Raw genomic sequence first — 17,398 nt, 5'->3', positions numbered from 1 at the left:
ATGACGTGTCCGGCTGTAAACAGTCCGCCAGTGTTTGCTCGGGGCCCCCAAAGACTATCGGGCTGGGGCTCGCGGTCAGCTTCGACCCCGAGCCATCCGTGATAAACGCCCCGCGTTCCCTGTTCTCCACGCGGACCCTGCATGAACCGACTGACTGGCTTTTCCTCCTGGCACCCCTGGGGTCGCCCTTGTTTCAACCTCGTGATGCTGGCCGTGGTGGCGCTCCTGGGGATGGGCTGTGGCTCCGACCCGGCCCCCCCGCCGGAGGCCCCGTCCCCCAAGCTCGTCGAGAGCACGCAGTCCGCCATCAACGTGCTGGCGAGCGAGACGGTGACGTTCCACGTCGCCGCGACGGATGACGCGCAGCGGAGCCTGGGCTTCAGCTGGGAGGCCAGCGCGGGCGTCCTCGAGCCGGCGCAGAGCACCGCGACGGCCAGCGACGTGAGCTGGAAGGGCCCGGAGTGCCTGCCCGCCGGGACGCGCGTCAAGGTGACGGTGACCATCACCAATGGCGTGGCGCCCGCCACCCTGCGCACCTTCCCGGTGTCCGTCGTCGCGTGCCCGGCCCTGCCGTCCATCGCCTCGGGCGGCACCTACTCCGTGGTCGCGCGCCCTGACGGCACGGTCTGGGAGTGGGGCTCGTTCGGCGCCCTCGGCGATGAGCGCGCCGCCGTGCCCCGGAAGGTGCCGGGGCTGACGGACGTCCAGGCCGTGGCCTCCGGCGTCCTCCACTCCCTGGCCCTGCGAAGGGACGGCACCGTCTGGGCCTGGGGCGCCAACAACTACGGCCAGCTGGGGGATGGCACGTTCACCGCGCGCGGCGTGCCGGCGCAGGTGGAGGGGCTGAGGGACATCATCGCCATCTCCGCCAGCCTCTACGCCACGCTGGCCCTGCGCAAGGACGGCACCGTCTGGGCGTGGGGACGCAACGGCGCGGGACAGCTCGGGGACGGGACGACCGAGGACCGGCTCACGCCCGTGCAGGTGCACGGCCTGCCCCGTGTCACCGCCGTGGCCATGGGCTGGGACCACGCCCTGGCCCTGCTTCCGGATGGAACGCTCCGGGCGTGGGGGAGCAACACCTACGGTGAGTTCGGGGATGGACGGGCCAGCGCGTCCGGCAGCCGTGTCCCTGTCCCGGTGCCCGGGGTGAAGGAGGTCGTCTCCGTCAGCGCGGGCAATGGCCTGTCGTTCGTCCTGCACGCCGACGGCGGGGTGTCCTCGTGGGGCACGGCCGGGTACGCCACCCTGGGGCCCGAGGACCGGTTGAACTGGAGCCTTCCGGACCGGGTGCCCGGGTTGAACCGTGTGAGTGCCCTGTCGCTGGGGAGCCGCCTGGCGGTGGCCCTGATGGAGGACGGCACCGTCCGCACCTGGGGCGTCAACACCTTCGGCCAGTTGGGGGATGGGAAGTACACGCGCCGGGTGACTCCGGAGTTGGTGCCGGGGCTCGCGGACGTGAGGGCCGTGGCGGCGGGCAGTGAGCATGTCCTGGCCGTGCTCGCGGACGGAAGCCTGCGGGCCTGGGGCGACAACCGGCTGGCCCAGCTCGCAAGCGATCCGGACGCCGCGAATCGCAGCGCGCCCGTGCGGGTGCTGGGGCTGACGGAGGTGTCGACCGTGGCCGCGGGCCCGTCCCATTCCCTGGCCCTGCGGGCGGATGGCACCGTCTGGGGCTGGGGGAGCAACGGCGCGGGCGTTCTGGGGCTCTCGGAAGACCGCAGCGCCAGCCCGGCACCGGTCCAGGTGCCGGGACTGGCCGGGGTCCGGGGCGTCGCCGCGGGCACGTCCCATTCGCTGGTGGTGCTCGACGATGGCTCCGTCATGGCCTGGGGATTCAATGGCGATGGGCAGCTGGGGAGCGAGTTGACCGGGTTCGGGACGTCCAAGCCCACCGCCGTCGCGTCGCTGACCGGTGTCTCGGCCGTGGCCGCGTCCTCCGGGTATTCGCTGGCCCTGCGTCAGGACGGCACGGTGTGGGGCTGGGGGCGCAACGACGGCGGGCAGCTGGGGGCCGCGGCGGCCCTCAGGCAGACCACGCCGGTGCAGGTGGCGGGGCTGACGCAGGTGACCGCCATCGCGGCGGGTGGCTACCACACGCTGGCCCTGCGTCAGAACGGCACCGTCTGGGCCCTGGGGGACAACAGCCAGGGCCAGCTCGGGGATGGAACGCACACCCGGCGTGACGTGGCGGCGCAGGTCCCGGGACTGGCGAGCATCATCGCCGTGGCCGCGGGCCGGTACCACTCGCTGGCCCTGCGTGAGGACGGCACCGTCTGGGCCTGGGGGAGCAATTCGGCCGGGCAGCATGGCGACCTGCTTGTCCTTGAGCGCACGTCACCGGAGAAGGTCCTGGGGCTTTCGGACATCGAGCGCATCGCCGCGGGGGATTACCACTCGCTGGCCGCGCTGGACGGCGCTCCGCTCGTCACCTTTGGCTGGAACGCCTCCGGACAGCTGGGGCTGGGCGCGGACGCCCAGGGTCAGTCGCGCGGGCTGGTCGTCGCGCTCCTCGGCGTCCGGGCACTCTCGGCGGGTGCCAAGCACACCCTCGCCGTGGCCAAGGACGGCACCGTCTGGTCATGGGGTAGCAATCTCGTGGGCCAGCTGGGCAACGGAGAGGCGGCGAACAGTCCCCGTCCCCTCCCTGTGACGCTGCCGTAGGCCGCGAATGAGCGGAGCCGACATGAGCATCGAGATCGCGCAGCGGATTTTGGGCGGAGAGTGGATGCAGGCCTCCGCGGCGCTCCAGGCGTGCCAGCGGGGCGAGTGGGCGGAGTTCGTCCGCAAGGCCGCACCGGCGAGACCGATGCTCGCGGGGCGCCTGGACCACGACCGCTGCCTGGCGCTCGCCGAGCGGTCGCTCGCCGGGCCCGTCACGGTGAAGCTGACGCTCGTGCCCCTGTGGGCCTGCTCCACGGAGGATGGGTGCTCCACGGAGTGGGTGGCCGTGAACGGCGTGGCGGAGGAGGGGCGCCCGTTGTTCGTCCAGGAGACGGGCCCGTTCATCGGCAGGGAGGACGCCTCTCCCCGTGCTGAGGGCCGGGATGTTCGGCGTCCTCGAGTCACGGTTCGAGGAGGTGCTCCGCGTCGACGTGCGTGACGCGGAGCCGCTTCCCCGGCCGACACGGGAGGTCTCCATGTACGCCAACTGGTTCGAGCCGCGCGTCCGGGTGGCACCCGAGCTCGAGGCGCGGATCCAGGCGCTGTGCTTCACGGCGGAGGACGCGGGCGATTGACCCCCGGGAGGGTGGACCGCGCCTCGCGCATGTTGGCCCCGAGGCGGGTATCCTGGCGGGGATGACCGGCCCCTTCGCGAACCTCTCCCAGTTGGTCCATTGCTCCGACGCCGAGCTCGAAACGCTGGTGGAGCAGGCCGACTTCGGCGCCTTCGTGGCCAGCCGGGACCTTCCACCCCTGCGGGAGCGGCTCCTGCGGCTCGAGCGCGAGCAGGGCATCACGGACGTCCACCGGCGCTTCTCCGACAAGCTCCTGGCCACGGGCGCGCGGCTCGTGGAGACCCCGCGCTACATCGGCATGCAGCGCTGCTTCGCGCTCAGCCCGGATGGACGCCACCTCGCCATCGCGAGCAACCGCCTCGAGGAGTCCCACGGTGGGGACGTGCGCATCTGGGAGCTGGCGACCGGGCGCGTGGTCGACGCGGTCGGGTTCGAGACGACGCTCGTCGGTTCGACGCGGGAGCCCTCCTGCCTCCAGTGGTCTCCGTCGGGCGAGTGGCTCGGCGTCATCCTGAATCAGGTCGTCGTCGGCGTGCTGCGGGCCTTCGCCGGAACGCTGCCGTCCTTCACCGCCGACGTCACCCGGCGCTGGGGCTCGCCCCCGGCGTGGTCGGTGAGCAACCCCGCGCACGTGGCGAACACGGGGCACCTGCCCGCGTGGTGCTGGTCTCCGGATGAAACCCGCCTGTTCATCTCCACCCTCGGCCCCGACGGTGCGCTGGGCTGCGTCGTCCCGTTCAAGGAGGGGACCCGGGTCGACGAGGACAGTGAAGGGCTGCGCTGGTGCCCGGCCCGGCTGGGCGGACAGCCCTCCAGGTCGCGCCCGCACACCTGGGTGCGGTGGAGCCCGGATGGCTCCCGCATCCATGGCTATTGCAAGGACGAGTTCGTGCTCGAGCCGGGCGCCGCCTCGTCCCAGGAGCCCCATCCGTCCGCCTCCGTCATCGACCTGCGGAGCGGCGACCTCGCGTACCGCTTCGATGAGCTGAAGCTGCCCGTGGCGTTCTCACCGGACGGCGCCGGCCTTGCCTATGGCAAGGAGCCGCCCCGGCTCGCGGATGGACACACGGGCCAGACGGTGGCCGACCTGGGCCAGCACACCAAGGTGCGCATCCACGCGATCGAGGAGTACGTCTGGTCGCGCGACGGCCAGCGCCTGGCCGTGCTCATCAACGGCTACGAGTTCCCCCAGGTCCTCATCTTCGAGTCCGGCAAGCTCCTGTGCCACGTGGACCTGAAGCGCCGCTCGTTCGGGCCGGCTTCCCGCAGCGGCGACCTGGGCCGCTGGGCCTGGTCTCCGGATGGCTCCATGGGCGCATGCCTGCTGCGCGAGGGAGGCGGCACCATCGAGCTGTGGAAGGTGGGGGCCTCGGCCAGGCTGCTTCGGAAGATCGAAGGCGTGCGCGGCATCGACGGACTGGCCTGGGGCGCGGACGACACGCTCGTGGGGACGGGGCACCACGACATCGCCTTCTGGGACGTGAACACCGGACTGCTGCGCTTCCAGACCTCGTTGGAGCTGGAGCCGGGCCGCGTGCCGCCCCCGAGCGACTGGAACCCCTGGCCGGACGAAGACGCACGCTTCATCCCGACCGCGCGCGGCTGGGACTTCACGCGGGTGCAGCAGGACGGCGCCGTGGTGTGTCCCCCGGGCTCGCGGGAGAAGCTGGAGCCCCGGCTGATGTTCTCGGTGGCGGGGCGCCATGCCTGGCCCTGGCGCTGGGCCGTGGGGACCCGGCACGCGCGCTGGGAGGACGCGGCCCCCTGGCCCGTCACGCCTCCGGCGGAGGCCCCATTCGAGGAGCGCCACGTCCCCGTGCCCGAGGGCGAGACGCTGGCCGCGAGAGACGCCCGGCACGCGAAGTGGGGCTTCCTGAAGCAATACAACGCGCCCACGTGGCCGCTGGATCACTACCGGGCCGAGCCCGTGTTCACGCACGGCCCCGCCATCAACCGCGACAATCTCAAGAAGTATCTCGGCCAGGGCGTGATGCTGCGCCAGACGCAGTACGGGACGTGGTACGCGCTCGGGGCCCTGCTCGAAGTCACCGACGAGGGAATCCTCCTCCACCCGCGCGCGCCCATCGGCTCGTACCGCGAACGGCTCCTGTCCTTCCGGGACATCCTCTGGATTGGACCGGCGGTGCCGCTGGAGACGACGGAGGGTTAGTGCCAGGTGCCCACGCCGAAGCCCCAGCCGAAGTAGAGGCGGGACACGTCGGCGAAGCCGCTGATGCGCCATGACGTGCCGGGCGACATCAGGCCGAAGACGGACCAGCTGAACAGCCGCAGCTCCGCGCCCGCGGTGCCATGCAGCCGGGGGCCAATGGAGTCGAAGCGGCTGGGCTCCAGGTAGCTGCCCGCGCGCAGTTGGAGCCGGTTCTCCAGGGGCTCCCACTCCGCGCCGACGCGCGGGGAGATGACGAGCCGGCGTCCGGAGCGCTCCAACTGCTGCGAGAGGAACGACTCGAAGCCGATGGCGTTTGAAGATGCGCCGCTGATGAGCACCGAGCCCGTCAGCAGCAGCTTCTCGCGCGGCAGGGCCCGGTAGCGCTCGGCGCGGTCCGGTCCCCACGGCATCTGGAGGGGGCGGCCGCCGAACTGCCAGGCGATGCCCGCTTCCACCTCCCAGGGGAGCTTGATGGTGGAGGGCAGGTAGAGGTCGGCGACCTTCACGTTGCCCTCCGCGTCGGCGGCGGCCGGACTGTCGGGCGTGAGCCGGCCCTGGACGGGGGCGCGGAACGTCAGGGCCGCGCGCAGCGGCAGGGCCATGGGAGTCCAGAGGGCTCCGGCCTCGAGGTTGCCGCCGAGCATGGACGCGAGGCCTGCCTCCGGAGCCGCGTCGGAGTCGAGGGTGAGGGACACCGCGCGCAGGCCGACTCCGGCCGACAGCTCACCGTCGAGGAACGTGCGCGCGAGCTGGAGCTGGAAGCGGCTGGTGTTCAGGAGCAGCGTCTGCCCGTTCGCGTCCTGGCCCAGCGTATAGGTCTGGATGGACGCGAGGCCGCCGAAGCCCCAGGGGCCCCATTGGATGAGGCCTCCAAGCTGCGGGAAGACGAAGTCCTTGAAGGTGAAGCCCACCGAGCCGTTGTTGTCGAAGTCGGTGTTGCGCACGGAGCTGGGGAACGTGAAGCCCAGCGACAGGTCGTAGTCGACGTGCTCGCTCGAATAGAGCGAGCGCACGGCGGGAGCGGCCGTGTTGACGGCGATGCCTTCCACGCCCTCCGCGATGGGGGCGTACGCGCCGGCGAGACCCGACACCCGCACCGGCGCCAGCACCGGGCCCTGGAACACGTCGATGGCGTAGTTCGAGCTGGTCAGCGGCGGGTTGTCCGCGAGCGCGGCCCGGCTGGAGAGCAGCACGGCCAGCGCGAGGGCAGGGGAGCGGCGGAGGAGGCGGGACCAGGACGGCATGCGCGGCCGGCAATGTAGCGCGGCCCGGCCCTGGGTGCGGCCTCCGGGGACTCACCCCGGATGGAGCCTCCGCGCGAAGAAGGCCAGGATTTCATCGCGCGCCGCGAGCGTCGGCTCTCCGGCCGCGTCGATGAGGTGGGCCGTCACGACGCTGTGGGCTCCGCCGACGACCTTCGCGAAGAAGGGCGGAGGTGTAGGGTTCGCGGCCGAAGCGGGCAGCACCTTCGGGACGAAGCGCGGCCCCAGCGCCTGGGTGTAGGCCGCGAAGCGCTGCGCCGGGCAGTAGCGGTCCCCCTCGAAGCGGTACGCGAGCACCGTCAGGTCCTCGCGCTCGAGCCGCTCCTTCACGGCCGCTGCTTCCTCCGGGGCAATCTGGATGGCCCCCGTGTCGTCGAGTGGCAGCGAGGGCTGGCACAGGACAGGCGCCAGCACCGAGGGCTCGAGCATCATGCTGAGCGCGAAGTTGCCCGTGAAGCACATGCCGATGGCGCCGACGCCAGGGCCTCCGCATTCCGCGTGCGCCAGCCGGGCCAGCTCCCGCAGCCACTGCGTCACGGGGCTGGATTCGTTCGCCGCGAACGCGCGGAACTCCGCGCTCACGCAGGCGCGCTTCATCACGGCGAGCCCTGCCTCCGCTTGAGGGTAGGCCCCGTCCTTCCCGAACAGCGACGGCATGTAGACCGTGAAGCCGGCGTCACGCACCCATCGCGCGAAGCGCGCGACGTGGGGGCTGATGCCGGGCATCTCGGCCATGACGATGACCGCGGGGCCGCGGCCGGTGACGTAGACCGTCCGCATGGCCGAGCGGAGGGTGATGGACCGCCGCTCGAAGTCATCGAGCGGGTCGTCGGCGGTGGAGTCGGGAGTGGAAGCGCGCATGCCCTGGAAGATGCAGAAGAAGCCCTCTCCACGGCCAGTGGCGGGATTGACACTCTTCGGTCTAGTCTTGCCAGGGTGATCACGCATGTCGTCCTGGATGGCGTAGCCGAGGGCCCGCTGGGCGTGGGGCTCGACGTGGTCGGCACGGCGGCGCGGCTCGCGGAGGCGGGCCTCGTCCCGGGGCTCCGTCAGGCGAAGCCGCTGCGTCAGCGGGTGGTGTCCCTGGATGGCCGTCCTGTCCGCTCCGGCACGGGGCGCCCCGTGTCCGTGGACGGCGCGCTCAGCCTTCGCGGCGTGAAGGCGGGAGACGTGCTGGTGGTGCCGGGGCTCTCCGCCGCCACCGAGCGCGCCGTCGGGCACCTGCTCTCCCGCGACGATGCCGCGCGCGGCGCCGAGCTGCTGGCCCGGGCGGCGGCGAAAGGGGCGGTGGTCGCGGCGTCGTGCTCGGCGACCTTCGTCCTCGCCGCGTCGGGACTGCTGACGGGACGGAGCGCGACGACGACCTGGTGGCTCGTGCCCGCGTTCGTGCGCCGCTTCCCGCAGGTCACCGTCCGCGCGGACCGGATGGTCGTGGAAAGCGAGGGCGTCCTCACGGCGGGCTCGGCCTTCGCGCACGCGGACCTGATGCTGGCCCTCGTCGCGCGAGTCGCCAGCCCGTCACTGGCGCACCTGGTGGCGCGCTACCTCGTGCTCGATGAGCGCGCTTCCCAGGCCCGGTACATGGTCATGGAGCACCTGCGCGTCTCGGATCCGGCGCTGAGCGCGGTCGAGCGCTTCGTCGCCGCGAACCTCGGCCGGCAGCTGTCGCTCGATGAGCTGGCCCACGCCGCCGCCACCTCCACGCGGACGCTCGCCCGGCGGGTCCAGGCAGGCCTCGGCATGACGCCGCTCGAATTCGTGCAGCGGGTCCGCATGGCTCACGCCTCCCACCTCCTGGAGACGACGCGCGAGTCCGTCGAGGAGGTCTCCGCACGGGTGGGCTACGCCGATGCGGCCGCGTTCCGCCGCGTGTATCGCCGGTACGCCGGTGAGACTCCCCGGGGAAGGGCACCCGCGGGCGCCCGGAAGCGCTGAGCCGGCCCGTTCGCTGCACCCCGGAGCCCTTTGGCTGCACCCGCCCGGAAGGGGCGCCGGTTCGGGCGTAGACTCCACGCGCCGTGGAAACCACCGCTCCCTCCGCGCAGGCGCCGTCCGTGCTGCTGCCCCTGCTGCGCCGCCTGCCGCTGCTGATGCTGGCCTATGCCGTGCCGGGCGTCGTCACCGCGCTCCACACCTGGGTGTACGCGCAGGCCCGGGAGCCGGGCTATCCACTGGGCCGGGCGCTGCTGGTGCAGGTGCCGCAATGGCAGTACTGGGCGCTGGCCACGCCGTTCGTCCTCGCGCTCGGACAGCGCTTCCGCCTGGAGCGACGCGTCTGGCCCCGGAGCCTCGCGGTCCTCCTGGCAGGCCTGGTCGCGGTGATGGTCCCCTACGTGAGCCTCATCTTCTTCGCCGCCCGGGCCGCGGGAGAGACGTGGCTCCTCGATGCCTCCTGGGGACGGATGCTGCCCTTGATGATGGCGAAGTACAGCGTCCTGTCCCTGCTCATCTACGGCGGCATCCTCGCCATCGGCTACGCCGTGGACTACCACCGCCGCTACCGTGAGGGAGAGCTGGTCCAGGCCCAACTGGAGACGCGACTGGCGCACGCGCAGCTGGACGTCCTGCGCGCCCAGCTCCACCCGCACTTCCTCTTCAACACGCTCAACGCCATCTCCGTGCTGGTGCGCAAGCAGGACACCGCCGGCTCCATCCGCATGCTCACGGGCGTCAGCGAGCTTTTGCGCATGGCCCTCCACACCACGGGCCGCCAGCTCGTTCCCTTCCACGAGGACGTGGACTTCCTGGAGCGCTACCTCGACATCGAGCAGACCCGCTTCCAGGACCGGCTCCAGGTGATCCGCGCCATCGACCCCGCGACGCTGGGGGCGCTCGTGCCCAGCCTCATCCTCCAGCCGCTGGTGGAGAACGCCATCAAGCACGGCATCGCCACCCGCTCCGGCGCGGGCCGCGTGGAGCTGCGCGCCTCGCGTGAGGGCGCGCGGCTGGTGCTGGAGGTGCTCGACGACGGCCCGGGGCTCGCGCCCGGCTGGGACCGCCAGGACGGCCGCATCGGCGTGGCCAACGTGCGCGCCCGTTTGCACCCGCTCTACGGCGACCGCCACGTCTTCACGCTGGAGAACCGGGAGGGAGGCGGCGTGCGCGCCCGGCTGGAGCTGCCCTTCCAGGCCGCCACTCCGGCGGAGGCGGTCGGGGCATGAACGCGGCCGCCGCCATCCGCACGCTCGTCGTGGATGACGAGCCCCTGGCCCGCGAGGGCCTGCGCCTGCTGCTGGCCACGGACTCCGAGGTCCGCGTGGTGGGCGAGGCTGGCAACGGCCCGGAGGCCGTGCGCCTCATCCGCGAGCAGCGGCCGGACCTGGTCCTGCTGGACGTGCAGATGCCGGAGCTCAACGGCTTCGAGGTGCTGGCCCGGCTGAACCCCTCGGAAGTCCCCGCCGTCATCTTCGTCACCGCGTATGACCAGTACGCGCTGCGCGCCTTCGACATCCACGCGCTCGACTACCTGCTCAAGCCCTTCCGCGACGACCGCTTCCACGACGCCATCGGCCGCGCGAAGGCGCAGATCCGCCTGGCGAGGATGTCCGACCTCGGCCAACGGCTGATGTCCGTGCTCTCCACCTACGGCGAGCGCGACGCCACGCCCGCGCCAACTCCCGCCACGCCTGACCCGTGGGTGCGGCGGCTGGCCATCCGCGACGCGGGCCGCGTGGTGTTCCTGGACGTGGACGAAATCGAATACATCGAGGCGGCCGACTACTACGTGCAGATCCACGCGGGCGGGAAGGCGTACCTCCACCGCGAGACGATGCAGAGCCTGGAGGCGCGCCTGGAGCCGGAGCGCTTCATGCGCATCCACCGCTCGGCCATCGTCAACGCGCGCCGCATCCGGGAGCTGCGCAGCGAGGGGCGCAGGGACCTGGTGGTGGTGCTCACCTCCGGCGCGGAGCTGCGCGTCGCCCGCAGCCACCGTGAGAAGTTCCAGCACCTGCGCTGAAGCCCGTTCGCGGCGCGCGGGCACCGCTTCGCCGCGCCCCGGGTCCCACTGGCTGAACACTTTCCCCGTGTGACGCGCGCGCGGGCACGTTGCATTCCGGCTCCGCTTCCAAGGAATGCTCCGTGCTCCTCTCGTCCGTATCCATCCGGCGGTTCGCGTGCTCCCTGTTCCTGGGCACGCTGCTCGCGCTGCCCGCCGCGCACGCCGGGTCGTATCCGCTCCCCCCGGTCTCCTCCCGCCATGAAGCACAGGTCCAGCAGGCACGCGCCTTCGCACAGAAGCTGCTCAAGGACTTCCAGTTGCCGGGCCTCTCCGTGGCCGTCGCGCATCGCGGCCGGATTGTCTGGTCGGAGGGCTTTGGCTTCGCGGACCTGGAGCAGGGCCTTCCCGTCACGCCGTTGACGCGCTTCCGCGTGGGCAGCGTGTCCAAGGTGCTCACCACCGCGGGCGTGGCGCGGCTGGTGGAGGAGGGGCGCCTGAACCTGGACGCTCCCATCCAGCAGTACGTGCCGTCATTCCCCGTGAAGCCCTGGCCCATCACCACAAGACAGCTCACCGGACACCTGGCGGGCATCCGCCACTACCTGGACCGGGATGAAGCCGTCTTCAAGGAGGCGAAGCACTTCACGAGCGTCACGCAGGGCCTGGAGCTCTTCCGGGACGACCCGCTGCTGTCCGAGCCCGGCACGGCCTACGCCTACTCCAGCTATGGCTTCAACCTGGTGGGCGCGGTGGTGGAAGGCGCCGCTCACGAGGAGTTCCTCCGCTACATGCAGCGCGCCGTCTTCGAACCGCTGGGCATGCGCCACACCGGGGCGGACCACCCGCATCAACTGGTGCCCCACCGCACGCGCTTCTACGCGAACGGCCCGGAGGGAAGCCATCAGCACGCCGCCCACGTGGACAACAGCTACAAGTGGCCCGGTGGCGGGTTCCTCTCCACCGCCGAGGACCTGGTCCTCTTCGGCTCCGCGCACCTCCAGCCCGGCTTCCTGCGCAAGGAGACACTGGCCCTCCTCTTCACGCCGCGGAAGCTGAAGTCCGGCAAGGAGACGGGCGTGGGCATGGGCTGGCGGGTGGGTGTCTCCGCCCAGGGGCGGCGCATCTTCCACCACCGGGGCGCCATCGAAGGGGGACGCGCCATGCTGATGCTCTTCCCGGACTCCCAGCTCGTCGTGGCCCTGCTGGGCAACACCTACGCGGACTTCGCCGAGGAGCAGGCCGCGCAGCTGGGAGAGCTCTTCATGCCTGTCACGAAGTGAGGCTCACTTCCGCTTCCGGCCGCGAGGCTTCGGAGGAGGCAGTTCGGCCAGCGTCGCCAGCGCATCCACGAAGAGGCGGACCTTGTGCGGCAGGTTCCGCCGGCTGGGATAGACGACGTGGATGGGCCGCATCGCGGCGGGCTTGGGCCCGAAGAGGACCTTGAGCCGGCCATCGCGGACGGCCTCCTGGCAGACGATGTCCGGCACCCGCGCGATGCCGACCCCGGCGATGGCCGCCTCGCACGCGAGCTCGCTGTCATTCACCATCAGGACCGGATCGATCCGGGACTTCACGCCCTCGGCCTCCCACGTCTCGAACGCGCTGAAGCCGATGCAGCGCGCGGAGCCGAGCCCCCGGGCATCCGGCGTCCCGTGCTTCGACAGGAAGCGCGGACTGGCCACGAAGCGGACCGCGCCCTCTCCCAGCTTCCGCGCCACGAGCGATGAGTCATTGAGCGGGCCGATGTGGATGGCGACGTCGAAGCCCTCCTCGATGAGGTGGGGCCGGCGGTCCGCCAGCACCAGCTCCACCCGCGCCTGGGGATAGCGGGCGAGGTACTTCGAGATCACGGGGGTGAGGTACCGGCGGCCGTAGAGCACGGGCGCGGAGACCCGCAGCAGGCCGGTGGGGTCCGCCTGTCCCTGCTGCACCTCGCTGTTCGCCTCGTCGATGAGCGCGGCGATGGCGGCACAGCGCTCGGAGTACATCACCCCGGCGCCGGTGACCCGCAGACGGCGCGTGGTCCGCTCCAGGAGTCGCACGCCCAGGCGCTCTTCCAGTTGGCGGATGCGCTCGCTGACGGTCTGCTTGGTGATGCCGAGCTTGAGCGCCGCCCGGGTGAAGCTCTCCTCCCGGACGACCACCGCGAAGAGGACCATGTCAGCGGGAGGAATCATGACCGTCAAGCCTAGCCTGACAATGAGTTCGACGGGGGCCGCATTGTCCGGGCACTCCGACCGCCGCATCTTGTTGTCTCCCGCGACATCCAGGAGTGCCCCACATGAAGCTCTACTTCGCCCCCAGGACCCGAGCGGTCCGTCCCCGCTGGTTGTTGGAAGAACTCGGAGTGCCCTACGAGCTGGTGAGGTTGGACCTCGCCCGGCAGGAGAACACCGCGCCCGCCTATCTGGCGGTGAACCCCCTGGGCGAGCTGCCCGCCCTGGTGGACGGAGACGTCACGCTGCTGGAGTCCCTGGCCATCTGTCTCCATCTGGCCGACCGCTTCCCGGAGAAGCACCTGGCACCACCGGTGGGGTCCGCGGAGCGCGCTGCCTATTACGGCTGGATGGCCTTCGCCGAGCTGAGCCTCGACCCCGTGGTGATGGTGTTCCACCGGGACATGCAGGCGCCCGCGGAGCGCGAGCCCTCGGACGCGGCGGTCGAGAAGCACAGGGCGCGGCTCACGGCCGTGCTCGACGTCATCCAGAAGGGGCTCGGGGGCCGTGAGGTCCTGGTGGGCCAGACGTTCACCGCCGCCGACGTGGTGATGGCCTCCATCCTCCACCTCGCGAACACGCTGATGCTGCTGGGCGGCCATCCGGAGCTGGTGGCGTACGTCCGGCGTCACAGCCTGCGTCCCGCGGTGCGCAGGGCCGTGACCGGGTGAGCGAAGGCTTCCCGTGCGCACCGGTCGCGGGCAGCATGGCGCCATGCCGCGCGCATCCCGCTTGCTGGAGCTCATGCAGATCCTGCGTCGCCGGCGCACGCCGGTCAGCGGTCAGGAGCTCTCCAAGGCGCTCGGCATCTCCATCCGCACGCTGTATCGCGACATCGCGCTGCTTCAGGAGCAGGGGGCGGAGATCCAGGGCGAGCCCGGGCTCGGCTACGTGCTGCGGCCGGGGTTCACGCTGCCGCCGATGATGTTCTCCGTGGAGGAGATTGAAGCCGTCGTGCTCGGCGCACGGTGGGTGGCCGCGCGCGGCGACTCGCGCCTGCGGACCGCCGCCGAGGACGTGGTCGCGAAGATCCGCGCGGTGCTGCCCACCGCGATGCGAGACCAGGTGGACGACGTGATGCTGACGGTGCCGGTCCTGGAAGCGCCCGCCACGGTCGACCTCTCCGTCATCCGCGAGGCCATCCGCGCGGAGCGCAAGGTCACGCTCACGTACCGGAACGAAGCCGGAGCCGCGACCCGGCGCACGGTCTGGCCGCTCGTCATCGGCTTCTTCGACCGGGTGATGGTCCTGGCCGCCTGGTGCGAGCTGCGCGAGGACTTCCGCGCATTCCGCGTCGACCGCATCGCCAGCGCCGAGCCCTCCGACGCCCGCTATCCAGGCAGGCGGCACACCCTCGTGGAGGAGTGGCGGAAGCGGCAGAAGAAGCCGGCCACTGCCAGGAACTGACACACGCAGGCGCTACCTCTCGGGTGTCCCCAGCCAGGAGGAACATCCGATGCGAACCTTGAACTACCTGCTGCTCCCCGTCCGCAGCCCGCGAGAGAGCGCCCGGCTCTACACCCAGCTCCTGGGCCGCGAGCCCGTGGAGAACTCGGAGACGTTCGTCCTGTACGTCCTGCCCAACGGCATCAAGGTCGGGCTGTGGGCCGCGAATGACATCGAGCCCAGGCCCGTCACACCCGGAGGCATCGAACTCGCCTTCAGCGAGACGAGCCGGGAGGCGGTGCTCCAGACCTATGAGGCCTGGACCGGGCTGGGGCTGAAGGTGTTGCAGCAGCCCACGGACATGCCATTCGGGTTCACGTTCGTGGTGGAGGACCCCGACGGGCACCGGCTGCGGCCGCTCGTGCTGGCCGAACGGCCGCGCTGAGTCAGAGCAGCTCCGCGAGGTGGGACCGCTCCACGTCGACCTGGAGCTGGCGGGCCGCGATGGCCGCCGCACGACCCAGGACGCCGGTATAGGTGGGAAACGAGAGGGGAATGCGAGCCAGTTGTTCCACGCGCATCCCCGCCTCGATGGCGATCGCCGCGGTCTGGACCAGGTCGACCGCGCGCTCTCCCACCACGTGGCAGCCGAGGATGGTCCGCGTGGCGCGGTCGACGATGAGCTTGCAGAACCCGGTCGTTCGACCATCGATGAGGGTCCGCGTCGTCGAGTCGAAGGGCACCACCGCCACGACGACGTCGTGGGTTTGACGTGCCTTCGCTTCGGTCAGGCCCGCTTGCGCATACTCGGGATCGGTGAAGCTGCCCATGGGACTCACCTCGTCCGTGACGGAGATCATCGGTGCCCGTGCCGCGTTGGAGCCCGCCACGAACCCGTCCTGCAATGCCTGGGGGACCAGCATCATGCGCCCCGTCACGTCTCCGGCGGCGAAGATGTGCGGCGTGGAGGTGCGCAGCTGGGCATCGACGCGAACGAAGCCTCGCGGGTCGGTCTCGACGCCCGCGGCCGCGAGGTTGAGCGCGGAGGTGTCCGCCATCCAGCCCACGGCGGCGACGACGAGCGCGGCCTCGGCGCTGTCCTGCACACCATCCTTGGAGAAGACCATCCGCACGCCCCCTGGCGTCGCTTCGAAGCGTTCAATCCTGCCGAAGTCCTCGCGCACCTCCATGCCGGCCTGACGGAAGGACTCCGCGACGGCGGCGGCCACGTCTTCGTCCTCGGTGGGCAGGATGCGTGCTCCCGCCTCGAAGAGCTGCACCCGTGTGCCGAAGTCATTGAAGACCGACGCCACCTGGACGCCCGTGGCGCCACCGCCGACGACCAGCATCGTCGGTGGAACGGCGGTCAGGCTCCACGCATCGCTGTGGGTCTTCGTGAGCTCGAATCCCGGGATGGGGAGGCGCCGGCTCACGCCGCCGGAGCAGAGGATGAACTTCTCCGCTCGAAACCGGAGCCCACGCCCGGTCTCGAGCGTGTACGGGTCCGTGAAGCGCGCGGCGCCGGCGTGCTCGTGCACGGTGACCCCCGCCGCGGCGATCTGCTCGCGCAGGGCCGCGTGGGTGCGAACGTCGCCGGACACTTCGCGCACGCGCTCGAGCAGCCGCTCGTAGTCCAGCACGGGCTCTGTCACCGCGATGCCATAGCGCCCCAGTTGCCGGGCGTCGCGGAGCAGCCGCGCCGCCTGCGCCAGCGTCCGCACCGGAACCGGTCCGTCGTGGGCCGCCATGCCGCCGAACTCGTCGCGGGTGACCAGGGCGGTCCGGGCACCCAGGTCGCCAGCGCGGAGCGCCGCGAGCAGTCCCGCGGGTCCGGCACCGATGACCACCACATCCATGGGGATTGAATCGTTCATGTCTGGAGCTCCGCCAGCCACCGCAACGCGCGCAACCCGGGCATGAAGCAGTACTCGCCTCCGCGCGTGACCACGAACCGCGAAAGGCCCTGCAGCCGCCTGGGGATGGGCCGCTTCGGGAAGGAGAAGTCGCCCGCCCCGTCGTGCGCGCCAGCGATGGGGTCCTTCGCATCGCCCAGCCCCAGGAACTCACCGCCGTTGACCCACTCCGCTTGCACGAACTCGAACTGCCGTCCGAGGTGCGCGCCGATGAAGGCGAACATCAACCCCCGGTCGACGCCATCGTCCTCGAGGACGCCGTCGGGCAGCTCGGGGCCGTAGGCCGTCCCGCGCCGGATCATCCGGTGGAGCCTGACCACGCCAGCGACCGACGCGTCGCGGGGATTCGCTCGCCGGATATGCGACGCGGGAGGTGTCTTGTATCCGGTCGGGTCATCGGAATAGTGGAAGTCATTGTTTCGCGACGCATCGGCGCCCAGGCCGGGAACGTCGTGGTGGGGGCACAGCGCCAGCGGCGCGCCGCTCCGCCACCTCCCCATCATCTTCGCCGCCAGGACCTCCTCGTCCTCCGGGCTGCTCGCGGCGTCCTTCAGGTACTGCCTGAACGCGGCCACGCGCTGATGAAGCTTGCGGAAGGCGACGTAGGTTCCATTGCGCCCCAGGACGTCGGGCCGGGGCATCGGGGAGATGCCGCCCGTCTCATCCGGGTAGCCGAGGACGAATTCGCCTGGCTTGAGCGGCGCCTCATGGGGATTGCTCCCGGGAATGCCGCTCCCCTCGATGGCCGGATGGCTGATGCCGTCCCTGAACCCGAACGGCTCCTTGCCCGTGCTCAGGGCGTGGCAGTCCTGACGCCACAGGGCCGTGATGCCGCCAAGCGCCCGCAGGGCCGTGTGCGCGCGGTCCAGCGCGGCTTCGAGCCGGGCCTGATTGGGCGAAAGCGCCGTCAATACGACGTGGACCTCGCTCGTTCCCAGGGGTGGTTCCCAGTGTTCGGGGCTGCTCTCACCGTCGTCGCCCAGGGTCTTCGCCCGGGCGGCCATGCCCTGCCGGAACTCCCACGCGAAGCTGTCCAGGGAGTCCCGCGGAACGCCCAGCGCCTCGAGCCCGTGATACGTGAGCGCGACGCCGAGCCCGGGGTCGGCGGCCGCGCTGCCGGGATCGCTGGCCGGGGTCACCGCCGCGCCGAGCCGCCGCATCAACTCCCGTCCCGCGCTCCGCTCATCGATGCGCAGGAGGATGTACGTCGCGACGTACGGAGATGGCCGGGGCCGCAGCACGCCGCTCTGGATGTCGTCCAGTTCGAGCATC

General features: G+C 71.3%; 15 protein-coding genes. 10 read left to right on the top strand and 5 right to left on the bottom strand.

The window, feature by feature from the left end; genetic code table 11:
• Positions 1 to 204 precede the first annotated feature (204 nt).
• The 3 genes from JYK02_RS12875 to JYK02_RS12865 all read left to right on the top strand — a co-directional run bounded on the left by JYK02_RS12875 (position 205) and on the right by JYK02_RS12865 (position 5,409).
• Positions 205 to 2,664: an RCC1 domain-containing protein gene (locus JYK02_RS12875; RefSeq protein WP_242588928.1), complete on the top strand. Its 2,460-nt coding sequence runs from the start codon at positions 205 to 207 to the stop codon at positions 2,662 to 2,664.
• 22 nt (positions 2,665 to 2,686) lie between these two features.
• A complete protein-coding gene (locus JYK02_RS12870; protein WP_207051225.1) occupies positions 2,687 to 3,103 on the top strand; it encodes a hypothetical protein in 417 nt (138 codons plus the stop codon).
• A gap of 197 nt (positions 3,104 to 3,300) precedes the next feature.
• Positions 3,301 to 5,409 (top strand): WD40 repeat domain-containing protein, encoded by a 2,109-nt coding sequence (locus tag JYK02_RS12865; RefSeq protein ID WP_207051224.1) that lies wholly within the window; start codon positions 3,301 to 3,303, stop codon positions 5,407 to 5,409.
• Here the strand turns inward: JYK02_RS12865 and JYK02_RS12860 are convergent.
• A complete protein-coding gene (locus JYK02_RS12860) occupies positions 5,406 to 6,653 on the bottom strand; it encodes a hypothetical protein (protein ID WP_207051223.1) in 1,248 nt (415 codons plus the stop codon). The genes JYK02_RS12865 and JYK02_RS12860 overlap by 4 nt on opposite strands.
• A gap of 51 nt (positions 6,654 to 6,704) precedes the next feature.
• Positions 6,705 to 7,532: a dienelactone hydrolase family protein gene (locus JYK02_RS12855; RefSeq protein WP_207051222.1), complete on the bottom strand. Its 828-nt coding sequence runs from the start codon at positions 7,530 to 7,532 to the stop codon at positions 6,705 to 6,707.
• Between the two features lie 75 nt (positions 7,533 to 7,607).
• On the opposite strand from JYK02_RS12855, the gene JYK02_RS12850 reads away from it, so the two are divergent.
• From JYK02_RS12850 to JYK02_RS12835, 4 genes are all read left to right on the top strand, one after another.
• The gene (locus JYK02_RS12850) at positions 7,608 to 8,606 is read left to right on the top strand and encodes a GlxA family transcriptional regulator (RefSeq protein WP_347402478.1); all 999 of its coding nucleotides are present in this window, start codon (positions 7,608 to 7,610) and stop codon (positions 8,604 to 8,606) included.
• An 83-nt stretch (positions 8,607 to 8,689) separates the two neighbouring features.
• Positions 8,690 to 9,832, top strand: a complete 1,143-nt coding sequence (locus JYK02_RS12845) for a histidine kinase (RefSeq protein WP_207051221.1) — start codon at positions 8,690 to 8,692, stop codon at positions 9,830 to 9,832.
• A complete protein-coding gene (locus tag JYK02_RS12840; protein WP_207051220.1) occupies positions 9,829 to 10,629 on the top strand; it encodes a LytR/AlgR family response regulator transcription factor in 801 nt (266 codons plus the stop codon). The genes JYK02_RS12845 and JYK02_RS12840 overlap by 4 nt, the downstream gene beginning before the upstream one ends.
• 122 nt (positions 10,630 to 10,751) lie before the next feature.
• Entirely contained in the window at positions 10,752 to 11,891 is a 1,140-nt protein-coding gene (locus JYK02_RS12835) for a serine hydrolase (protein ID WP_207051219.1), read from the top strand.
• 3 nt (positions 11,892 to 11,894) lie between these two features.
• Here JYK02_RS12835 and JYK02_RS12830 read toward each other — a convergent pair whose 3' ends face one another.
• Complete coding sequence (locus JYK02_RS12830; RefSeq protein WP_207051218.1) at positions 11,895 to 12,788, bottom strand: LysR family transcriptional regulator; 894 nt, start codon at positions 12,786 to 12,788, stop codon at positions 11,895 to 11,897.
• A gap of 104 nt (positions 12,789 to 12,892) precedes the next feature.
• Between JYK02_RS12830 and JYK02_RS12825 the strand changes: the two genes are divergently transcribed.
• Genes JYK02_RS12825 through JYK02_RS12815 form a run of 3 tightly spaced genes read left to right on the top strand, consistent with a single transcriptional unit; the run spans position 12,893 to position 14,658 of the window.
• Positions 12,893 to 13,498: a glutathione S-transferase family protein gene (locus JYK02_RS12825; RefSeq protein WP_207051217.1), complete on the top strand. Its 606-nt coding sequence runs from the start codon at positions 12,893 to 12,895 to the stop codon at positions 13,496 to 13,498.
• Between the two features lie 43 nt (positions 13,499 to 13,541).
• Positions 13,542 to 14,234, top strand: coding sequence for a helix-turn-helix transcriptional regulator (locus JYK02_RS12820; protein WP_207051216.1), 693 nt, complete (start codon positions 13,542 to 13,544; stop codon positions 14,232 to 14,234).
• Between the two features lie 49 nt (positions 14,235 to 14,283).
• Complete coding sequence (locus tag JYK02_RS12815; protein WP_207051215.1) at positions 14,284 to 14,658, top strand: VOC family protein; 375 nt, start codon at positions 14,284 to 14,286, stop codon at positions 14,656 to 14,658.
• A 1-nt stretch (position 14,659) separates the two neighbouring features.
• On the opposite strand, the gene JYK02_RS12810 is transcribed toward JYK02_RS12815, so the two are convergent.
• Positions 14,660 to 16,087 (bottom strand): dihydrolipoyl dehydrogenase family protein, encoded by a 1,428-nt coding sequence (locus tag JYK02_RS12810; RefSeq protein ID WP_207051214.1) that lies wholly within the window; start codon positions 16,085 to 16,087, stop codon positions 14,660 to 14,662.
• Complete coding sequence (locus JYK02_RS12805) at positions 16,084 to 17,397, bottom strand: Dyp-type peroxidase (protein WP_207051213.1); 1,314 nt, start codon at positions 17,395 to 17,397, stop codon at positions 16,084 to 16,086. The genes JYK02_RS12810 and JYK02_RS12805 overlap by 4 nt, the downstream gene beginning before the upstream one ends.
• Position 17,398 lies beyond the last annotated feature (1 nt).

This window comes from Corallococcus macrosporus, assembly GCF_017302985.1.
GTDB classification, from domain to species: Bacteria; Myxococcota; Myxococcia; order Myxococcales; family Myxococcaceae; genus Corallococcus; species Corallococcus macrosporus_A.
Note: the sequence above shows the minus strand (reverse complement) of the source record. Positions and strands in the feature narration are given on the sequence as shown.

Bases quoted from the DNA above. Each gene is read 5' to 3' on its own strand.
- JYK02_RS12875 (WP_242588928.1), top strand. From the start codon at position 205: ATGCTGGCCGTGGTGGCGCTCCTGGGGATGGGCTGTGGCTCCGACCCG.
- JYK02_RS12870 (WP_207051225.1), top strand. From the start codon at position 2,687: ATGAGCATCGAGATCGCGCAGCGGATTTTGGGCGGAGAGTGGATGCAG.
- JYK02_RS12865 (WP_207051224.1), top strand. From the start codon at position 3,301: ATGACCGGCCCCTTCGCGAACCTCTCCCAGTTGGTCCATTGCTCCGAC.
- JYK02_RS12860 (WP_207051223.1), bottom strand. From the start codon at position 6,653: ATGCCGTCCTGGTCCCGCCTCCTCCGCCGCTCCCCTGCCCTCGCGCTG.
- JYK02_RS12855 (WP_207051222.1), bottom strand. From the start codon at position 7,532: ATGCGCGCTTCCACTCCCGACTCCACCGCCGACGACCCGCTCGATGAC.
- JYK02_RS12840 (WP_207051220.1), top strand. From the start codon at position 9,829: ATGAACGCGGCCGCCGCCATCCGCACGCTCGTCGTGGATGACGAGCCC.
- JYK02_RS12830 (WP_207051218.1), bottom strand. From the start codon at position 12,788: ATGATTCCTCCCGCTGACATGGTCCTCTTCGCGGTGGTCGTCCGGGAG.
- JYK02_RS12825 (WP_207051217.1), top strand. From the start codon at position 12,893: ATGAAGCTCTACTTCGCCCCCAGGACCCGAGCGGTCCGTCCCCGCTGG.
- JYK02_RS12820 (WP_207051216.1), top strand. From the start codon at position 13,542: ATGCCGCGCGCATCCCGCTTGCTGGAGCTCATGCAGATCCTGCGTCGC.
- JYK02_RS12815 (WP_207051215.1), top strand. From the start codon at position 14,284: ATGCGAACCTTGAACTACCTGCTGCTCCCCGTCCGCAGCCCGCGAGAG.
- JYK02_RS12810 (WP_207051214.1), bottom strand. From the start codon at position 16,087: ATGAACGATTCAATCCCCATGGATGTGGTGGTCATCGGTGCCGGACCC.
- JYK02_RS12805 (WP_207051213.1), bottom strand. From the start codon at position 17,397: ATGCTCGAACTGGACGACATCCAGAGCGGCGTGCTGCGGCCCCGGCCA.